The sequence below is a fragment of the Halomonas sp. MES3-P3E genome, from assembly GCF_002836035.1.
Lineage (GTDB): Bacteria > Pseudomonadota > Gammaproteobacteria > Pseudomonadales > Halomonadaceae > Vreelandella > Vreelandella arctica.
In genome coordinates this window covers 1-7,539 of the sequence record NZ_PJBT01000054.1, presented here as the reverse complement: position 1 = coordinate 7,539, position 7,539 = coordinate 1, and the positions used below count along the sequence as shown (strand labels likewise).

At 52.5% G+C, this 7,539-nt stretch carries 8 protein-coding genes; 2 read left to right on the top strand and 6 right to left on the bottom strand.

Annotated elements, in window-relative coordinates:
• Window positions 1-20: 20 nt before the first annotated feature.
• The 5 genes from CXF87_RS11055 to CXF87_RS11035 all read right to left on the bottom strand — a co-directional run bounded on the left by CXF87_RS11055 (window position 21) and on the right by CXF87_RS11035 (window position 4,610).
• Window positions 21-1,388 (bottom strand): hypothetical protein, encoded by a 1,368-nt coding sequence (locus CXF87_RS11055; protein WP_101146674.1) that lies wholly within the window; start codon window positions 1,386-1,388, stop codon window positions 21-23.
• A 1-nt stretch (window position 1,389) separates the two neighbouring features.
• A complete protein-coding gene (locus CXF87_RS11050; RefSeq protein ID WP_008957423.1) occupies window positions 1,390-2,367 on the bottom strand; it encodes a type-F conjugative transfer system pilin assembly protein TrbC in 978 nt (325 codons plus the stop codon).
• On the bottom strand, window positions 2,352-3,221 hold the full coding sequence (locus CXF87_RS11045; protein ID WP_232774892.1) for a TraU family protein: 870 nt from the start codon (window positions 3,219-3,221) through the stop codon (window positions 2,352-2,354). The genes CXF87_RS11050 and CXF87_RS11045 overlap by 16 nt, the downstream gene beginning before the upstream one ends.
• Window positions 3,222-3,355: 134 nt before the next feature.
• Entirely contained in the window at window positions 3,356-4,057 is a 702-nt protein-coding gene (locus tag CXF87_RS11040) for a hypothetical protein (protein ID WP_008957425.1), read from the bottom strand.
• Window positions 4,035-4,610 carry a helix-turn-helix domain-containing protein gene (locus CXF87_RS11035; RefSeq protein ID WP_008957426.1) on the bottom strand — a complete coding sequence of 192 codons (576 nt, stop codon included), beginning with the start codon at window positions 4,608-4,610 and terminating at the stop codon, window positions 4,035-4,037. Before CXF87_RS11035 ends, CXF87_RS11040 begins: the two co-directional genes overlap by 23 nt.
• Between CXF87_RS11035 and CXF87_RS11030 the strand changes: the two genes are divergently transcribed.
• On the top strand, window positions 4,609-5,151 hold the full coding sequence (locus tag CXF87_RS11030) for a hypothetical protein (RefSeq protein WP_008957427.1): 543 nt from the start codon (window positions 4,609-4,611) through the stop codon (window positions 5,149-5,151). The two genes, CXF87_RS11035 and CXF87_RS11030, sit on opposite strands and share 2 nt — an antisense overlap.
• Window positions 5,152-5,156: 5 nt before the next feature.
• Here the strand turns inward: CXF87_RS11030 and CXF87_RS11025 are convergent, their stop codons facing one another.
• On the bottom strand, window positions 5,157-5,492 hold the full coding sequence (locus CXF87_RS11025) for a DUF2274 domain-containing protein (protein WP_008957428.1): 336 nt from the start codon (window positions 5,490-5,492) through the stop codon (window positions 5,157-5,159).
• Window positions 5,493-5,632: 140 nt separating this feature from the next.
• On the opposite strand from CXF87_RS11025, the gene CXF87_RS11020 reads away from it, so the two are divergent.
• A complete protein-coding gene (locus CXF87_RS11020; protein ID WP_139041534.1) occupies window positions 5,633-6,250 on the top strand; it encodes a helix-turn-helix domain-containing protein in 618 nt (205 codons plus the stop codon).
• Window positions 6,251-7,539: the final 1,289 nt, after the last annotated feature.

Sequence of the window (7,539 nt, the reverse complement as noted above, 5' to 3'; positions counted from 1 at the left end):
AAATGAATATATTTCATAGTTTATAACTCAGGCCGTCTGCTTTCTAAACCAGTACATTCATCGATCACTCTATCTGTGAATTCGATTCTCATTGGTATAGGGAAGCTATTTGAACCTGCATAGCTTATGTTCTTGCAAGGGTTTTCAAAGTAAGCTGTGACATTGCAGGTAGTGCCATTACAGTTCTGCTCGTAAGCTACTCGAAAGCATTTACTGCCGCTGAAATCCTCTATAACAGTTGTTTTAGGTACAGTAGTGTTCAAGCCGCCACTGACGACATTTGAGTGAGGGCCTGTATGACGTGAACCATCTGACTTCTTTACCGTGTCATAGACAACTCGGTAGCCTTGGTCTTGGCAATAAAAGTTATATCTGAGGTAATCGACGCAGCTAGGGCAGGGGTCGCTTGTTATAGTTAAAAGGTGATCGCCATTATCACATGTCGGTATTTTTATTCCCGTCACCTCAAGTTTTCTAGCGCAGCTAAACTCTTCGGAGTCTCTTCTTACCTCACACTCCCGAGATTCAGGCTCACAAGTAACGAGTCTTGTTGGTATATCGACCACGCAGGAATCGGTTGTGATTTTATCCGGCTTACATTCTCCACCAGCATTGATGTCAAGAAAATCAATTGTCCTTGGGTCGTTGGGGTCACATGAAACTGGAATATCACCTTCACTGAAAAGTTGGTTTATTTGATTGCCGAGACACTTTGAACGATCATCAGCAAAGTTGCTGCCACGTTCAAAAGTAGGGTTGTCGCGAACATCACTAATTGTATTTGACGGGTGATTGGGATCTTGATTGACTCTATCATTCCCTTGTTGACGCATATCATTGCCGCCCCATGCGTCCCCGTGAAGTTGGTGCATGGTCATGGTGCAGGATGATGAGGAGCATTCGGCCTCGACTCGGTATGCCCCGTACAGGTTGCCTCCGCTGAAGGCCGCCTCTCCCCCGAGTGGGATTTCTCTTGTGACGGTATAGCGATCCTCGCTACACCGTATCCCCTGAGTTAGGGCGTCACATACCGATACACTGATTCGATCAAGCTCACCACTGTCGCTTTGTTCACACTCTTCGATAAAGACTCGGATGCCCCCTGCAGTGAGCCGAGCCCCGTCGCGACATCTGAAGTTTCGCTGCTGTTTCTGTTTAACTTGTAGCCCCACCTCCCCTCCAAGCTCACCTGAGGTTTTCGTATCCTCAAGCCCCAGGCTCGATGTAGCAGAACGGAAGGCGTTGCTTGGGTTGAAGTCTCGAGCCCAGGCCCCTCCAGCGTTCATACCCGCTTGGTTAGGGGTGGCTATAGCCACCTCGCTCAAGGGCATAAAAGCTGCGAAAGCAGCCCCCATGGCAAACAATTTTAAGCAAGAGCCCTTTGGCATGTCACTCCTCCCAGAGATGATCAATATTCTGTCCCGCGGGACCAACAGCCGGCCCCATTGGCGTGTCGTAAACTTCACGGTCGGTGCCTTGATACCGGTCGCGGAGCCGTTGTGCGTTGCGCTCAGCTAGCTCGTCGCTCAGCGATTCCCACTGTGCTCCCGCAATGCCGCTCTGCTCAGGAGCGCTTTCGGCACCCTCGCCCTTGAGCGCGTTGATATAAACCTCGGCATTGCTGGCACCGCCTTTGTTGAATTGCTCTAAGGCATATAGGGCAGTTACTGACCCTTCTGCCTTCCAGTAATCGTCTGGGTTGCCCTTTGGGCAGCCATGGTACTCAAGCTGCTGGCCATCGATTTCACCGATTTGGCGCTTGGCGGTCTGACACACGCCCATGGGATCTTCCTTGGCAAGGACAATCGTGGGCACGGTTTCGATCTCGTAAGTATCGAACAGTCGCGGGTCGATCTGGATCGGTGCTGTCATGCCTCCAGGACGTAGTACCTTCAGCAAGCGCTCCATGGTGAAGTCACGGAGCGTCATACCTGGCTCTACTCCACGCAGAACCAGCTCGCCTCCTGCTCTGGCTGCATCAAGCGCATAGCTACGAATCAAGCTTTCGGGCATTGAAAATGAGATGAAGAAATACAGCCGATCCTGTTCACCAAGGTCTAACGAATCCCTCAATGCTTGCCATTCAGCAGCCATTTCAGGGTCTGCGATTCCACCTGTCTGGCCTTGAGCCCGAACGTTTTCTAGCATCTCAGTGCCGGCTGCTTGGCCTGCAGTTGATCCGCTTGTGCCCGCGCCCATCGCCTCCAGGATTGCCTCAGGGCTCCTCTGGCCAGCGAATAGGTCGCTAGGCGCCTGTGACCCTTGAAGAGCAGAGAAAGCGTCTTGAGCGGCCTCTACGGGTGTTTGTTGGCTTAACGCCGATGTGTTGAATAGCGTCAAAGTAATAGCGGTCAGAGTGCGCAGCATTGCTTACCTACCCAGATCAAGAATGCGGAATCAGTACGAACAGCGGTGTTGGCGGGAGGCAGCATCCCCCAGCGGAACTCGGACATTCCAAGAACAGCAGTTTGGTTGCTGGCAACTGGGGCCACCGGATCAATCCGGTATTGGCTGCGAATCATGTTCGGCAGGTAAACGGACTGGCATTCAGCCCAAGGGCCGGTCGTTGATAACAGGCCCGCCATGCGCGTCTTACGCTGCATATACTTGCCAAGGATGTGGAGATTCCCACCTTGGGGGGAGCTGTGAGTCGTGCTTGAGCCAGTAAGGGGATAGACGACGCCCTGCGAGCCCTGACACCAGAACATCATGTCTAGGGGGCGACCCGCTGCAGAAGCTACGGCGTCAGGGATACACGAGAGAGCGCCAACCGGATTGGCGAAGAGAGCTGACTCTGGAAATGCGATAGATGTCCAAGTGTCATCCTGCCAAGTGGCGTCGACCTCAGTGAGGTCTGCAAGGTTAAACCCGGAGGTGTTCATACACCCCAGCGAACTCATCATGTTGAGTACACTGAACAGAGGGTAGATATACCAGTGGATTTGCATCCTGGTAACGCTGCTATCTCCACGTCCCGAGCCATACGTTTGGTTAGAAGTCAGGGAGTCGTATCCGGTTAGTACCTGCGTGCCACCGAGAGTCGACATACAGCCGGGTGTTCGCGCCACTTCAGCGAGGAACGTTGGTTCCCAGAACGTCATGCCGATCCCTGGCATGTCGATGCCATAGGGCCCTGGACATAAACAGATTGGGTCCATGTGCATAAGGGAAGGATTAGACCCACCGCCCATGGAAATTCCGGCTACCGTTACCGGAAACATGTTGTTCCAGTTCGCGTCGTTGATGGGATTGAAAATCTCTCCCCGGCATGCGGCAGAGCTCGATAGCGGGGATGCACTATAGGCGCTCCCCGTTGTGAGGGCTGCAACAGTCAGAACAGAGAGTAGTAACCTCTTCATGGCAGGTGTTCCTCCAAGGTGGTGACATCGTAGGGATAGGCGAAATGGGTCACTTCGATTACGTCAGGCTGACTGTCCCGAACGCCGGCTAAAGAGGGGGTGTGGGTAATGCCCAGCCGATCGAAATGCCACTCCTCTGCGAAGTACACAGCTTGGCCAAGATCCGACGCCAAACTGCCTGGATCTCCTGCTGTGACGATTACTGTTAGGTTGGCTGGGTGTCGGGCCTTTAAGGTCATGGCCAGCTCACGCTGATCATCGGCTCGTAGATCAACAACGAGGAGCCAATTCTCTGGCTGTATGTGCTCGAGGGGGTTGACCTTGGTGCCGGCCTCATAGATGACTCCCCATTGGTATGTACCATCGGGTTGCCGCTTCAAGGCTTCGATGTCTTCACCCAGCGTATAGGACGGATCTACGAAGTGAGTTTCGGTGTGCTCGGCTATCGGGACGAACCAATCGGGGATGTCTCTCGTATGATTTTGAGCCTGCCCTGCTAGGTGCTCATTAACGGAGTCCCAGTCGACACCATGGGCCTCGGCTACGATGGCAAGCCGCATGTCTGGCTCTACGATCTCCCAAGTAGGGCCAAGTACACCCAGGTCCTGATCTGAGGCAAATGTGACAGTGGATAAAGCAGCTCCTGAGAGTGCTACCGATAACGCTGCAATTTTACTATACTGTACTACGGTTTCCATGTTTAAGGCGTTCCAATCTGCGGTATACGCTGCGCTCGGTCATGTTCGCTGCGGCTGCTATCTCAGCGGGCGAAAGGCCTTCGCAGTGAAGGGCCAGCAGGTTTTCATGAGACAGCTCAGTTCGAGCTGAGCGTTTGGGTAGGTCGATGAGGTGCACTGAAGCCATCGAAGTGGTCTCAACGAAAGCCTCAGGGTCAATGTCGATTTCGTCGTTGAACTCTTCAGTGAAACCAGGAATCTGTTCAGCCATCAGATCGAACTGCTCAGCCCTGGGTTCGCTATCAGCCTGACCGGCTTTGTGAACGGTCACTGGTAGGATGGTATGGCGGCGCCATGTGCTGACCGCAAGAAATGCCGCCTCACCAGCATATTTCATGATGGCGTCATGGGAATACGAAGGGTCATATTCTTTAGAGAACCAGGCTACGTATATTTCCTGTTTCATGTCCTCCTGCCATTGTCTGGGGATATGCAAACGGGCTGCCGTCCAACCAATAAGTCGCTGCATTTCAGAAGGCGGGTGACTTGCCAAATATTCATAGAGGTTAGCCATGCGTAACGCACTCCTGAACGACCTGATCAACACGCTCGAGAGGCATGGCTGCGAAATTAAGGTCAGCATTCCGACAACCCGTGGTCGTGTTGAGCGCAGCAAGACCGACAGTGACTTGGCTCGACGTATTGCTACTCTGCGAGACAATTACGGCATGACATTGGCCAAGGTCGCAGAGCACCTGAGCGGTAAGCTCGAATGTTCGATTTCTGTGGCATCCATTCACACCTGGACAGGGGGAGCGGTCCCTAGGAAGGTGGCCTATGACAAGGTGCTTGATGCCCTTGATGAGGTCATGGCCGAGCACGTCGCTATTGAAGGCGGCGCTTGGGTCGATTCCAAGGAGGTCAAAGCTACTGTGGATCGCTGGATGGAAGTGATGACCCCACGCCAGATAGCCGTGGCTGCTGACGAGGCTGTTACCTCTGTGCGCAGTTGGGCCACAGGCAATCACCGTGTTCTGCGTACCAAGTGGAGACGAGTTGTTCCCCTGGTTGAACAGATGTGTGAGATCATCAAAGCACAGCATATCGAGACCTAGTGCCCTTATGCTTGATGTTGTTGCTCACGCTGATGGCTTAAAGCCTCAGCGTGAGGTTCGGCCTCAGCTTCTCCAGCTAAGGAGTTAGTTCCAGCGCCTAGTTCCTGCTGTTTCGCCTCCTGTTTTTTCTTTCGTTCCTCCTCCCTCACAAACCGCTTGAATTCACGGTCTCTGTCCATGACATTCGTGAGCATCAGGTCGACCAGATCGTTATTGGCCACTTTCTCGCCGAATGTCTGCTGGTACAGCTCCTTGTACAGCTCAAGCCGACCGAGGGTTGACTCTGGTAGCTGCAACGGGAATTGTTTTTTGGGGTCGTGCTCTATGCGTCCGATGAGCATTGCTTACTCCTGGGTTATGATGTAGCGATGCAATCTTGCCGCTGTCCGAGCGGCGCTGGATAGGCAATAAGTATTAGAATTTGCTATCTGGTATAGTTCTATTTAACTAGAAACATGCTGAAAGCATGTGGGGAGAAAACTTGGATCAGGGGAATGACGATAAAGGCTTACGTAAGGTTATCGAGGCAGGGATACGGAAAAGTGGATCAGGCCCCAAAGATGGCCAGAAGGGAAAACCCAAAGGGCCAAGATCCGACTACCTGCAAATAGAGCCGGAAACACCTGGCTACAAACTCATTCAGGTAATCTTTGAGCGAGCTGTTAGCGAAGGACTGGCTTCCACTGACCTGGCCGAGCACCTTGGTATTGCGCCGAGCACGTTGAGCCACCTGAAAACTGGGCGAAGGCTAGCAAGTAGCCTGGGGCGAGATGTGATCGAAAAGTTTGCAGAATGGCTGAACTATCCAGTGCTTGCCGTTTTGATTCTGGCCGAGCAAGTGCGTTTGGAGGACTTCTACTCGCCCAGAAATGACCTGGATCGTGCCATCGATCGGGCGCTCCAGTTTATGGCTGATGATCCCGAATGGGGCGGGATGATGCCCAAGGATATTGAAGGCGCTTCAACACACATGAAATTATGGAGCGTATGGATGTATGAACGCGCCACAAAGACTCGCCTGATTCCGGGCGGGATCGATTACCTGGACCTCCTCAAAAGCATGGATGAATTCAGGGGTGAATATCCCAGTCAGAAATAAGACCTTCCCTGGCCAGGATTGTGTTGCAGTTGTCGATGTTGAGGGTGCTTAGGCCGGGGTGTAGGTTTGAGATCGCTGTGGCAAGGCAGTCTTAGGTCAAGGAAAGGGAACATCCCCCTAACTACCCTGATTTGATTATAAGGCCGTGAACCGTTCGAGTTATCCGTCACGGTCTCTCCCGCTCTATTCGCCTATCCCAAGAAATGATGATTCCAAATACTCGCAGGAATTACTTATAAGCACCTAATAATGGGCAATATTATAGACGCTCGCGTATCTTGTTTTGTGCGTAAATATTTCACTATCTGAATGGAAAAATGTGCATGCTGGTGGGCTTTGTTGCTGTGTTCACCGTTGCAGTTGTTCATAAAGTCAACGAGATCACATGAGCCGCTTCGCGGCTGAATACGAGGCAGGCCTCGATACGCCTAAATTTGATATAGCAGTAGGCGGAAAACCGCCCCAAGTCACTTCGTTGTACTGGGACTAGATAGCTAGCTGATAGGGGTAAAATGACCTTGTGGAGCGGTCGGTCTAGCACTCTACGAAAAGCACATGGGCCGCTTCGCGGCCGATCACGAGGCAAGCCTCGAAAGGCCTAGTATTTTCGATTGCTGAATCCCTAAGCCGCCCCGTTTCAACTTCGTTCTACCTTGTTATTATCTCCGTTGCTGCTCACGCATCGAAAGCGCCAGCATTGGGCGCGGTGGCATGGCCTCCCCATACCCCGACAAGCCCATTATCTCCGTTGCTGCTCACGCATCGAAAGCGCCAGCATTGAGTGCGGTGGCAAGGTCTCCCCATACCCCGACAAGGCTATTATCTCCGTTGCTGCTCACGCATCGAAAGCGCCAGCATTGAGTGCGGTGGCAAGGTCTCCCCATACCCCGACAGGAACACAACCACCGTGGATGTACACGCGCCGAAGACACTCGCTTTGCCAACAATGGCGTGCTTGGGATACCCCTAGATCATTAAATGCTTGTCGTAATTTTTGTTGCTTTCATGGCAGCTATTTCATGCATGAGGGATCAACCCTTCCCCACCCTTCTATACCTCTAGCTACTGCCGTTTGGTAACAGCCCTCTCCCCGGCACATGGATACCCATAGAGTGATGTTCCAATCACTGGGAATAGCGCTCTCTTGAATGGGGTAAGCGTATAGCTAGCACCCGTATTAATGATGCGATGCTTCAATGTACACGCCCATTGCGGTTTATATCTAACCCCACGCTAGGCCTGCTCAGATACGCATAAAAAAGGCTTGTAGAGTGACACTACAAGCCATA

Coding starts and splice junctions, on each gene's coding strand:
- CXF87_RS11055 (WP_101146674.1), bottom strand. CDS start 1,388: ATGCCAAAGGGCTCTTGCTTAAAATTGTTTGCCATGGGGGCTGCTTTC.
- CXF87_RS11050 (WP_008957423.1), bottom strand. CDS start 2,367: ATGCTGCGCACTCTGACCGCTATTACTTTGACGCTATTCAACACATCG.
- CXF87_RS11045 (WP_232774892.1), bottom strand. CDS start 3,221: ATGTTTCCGGTAACGGTAGCCGGAATTTCCATGGGCGGTGGGTCTAAT.
- CXF87_RS11040 (WP_008957425.1), bottom strand. CDS start 4,057: ATGGAAACCGTAGTACAGTATAGTAAAATTGCAGCGTTATCGGTAGCA.
- CXF87_RS11030 (WP_008957427.1), top strand. CDS start 4,609: ATGCGTAACGCACTCCTGAACGACCTGATCAACACGCTCGAGAGGCAT.
- CXF87_RS11035 (WP_008957426.1), bottom strand. CDS start 4,610: ATGGCTAACCTCTATGAATATTTGGCAAGTCACCCGCCTTCTGAAATG.
- CXF87_RS11025 (WP_008957428.1), bottom strand. CDS start 5,492: ATGCTCATCGGACGCATAGAGCACGACCCCAAAAAACAATTCCCGTTG.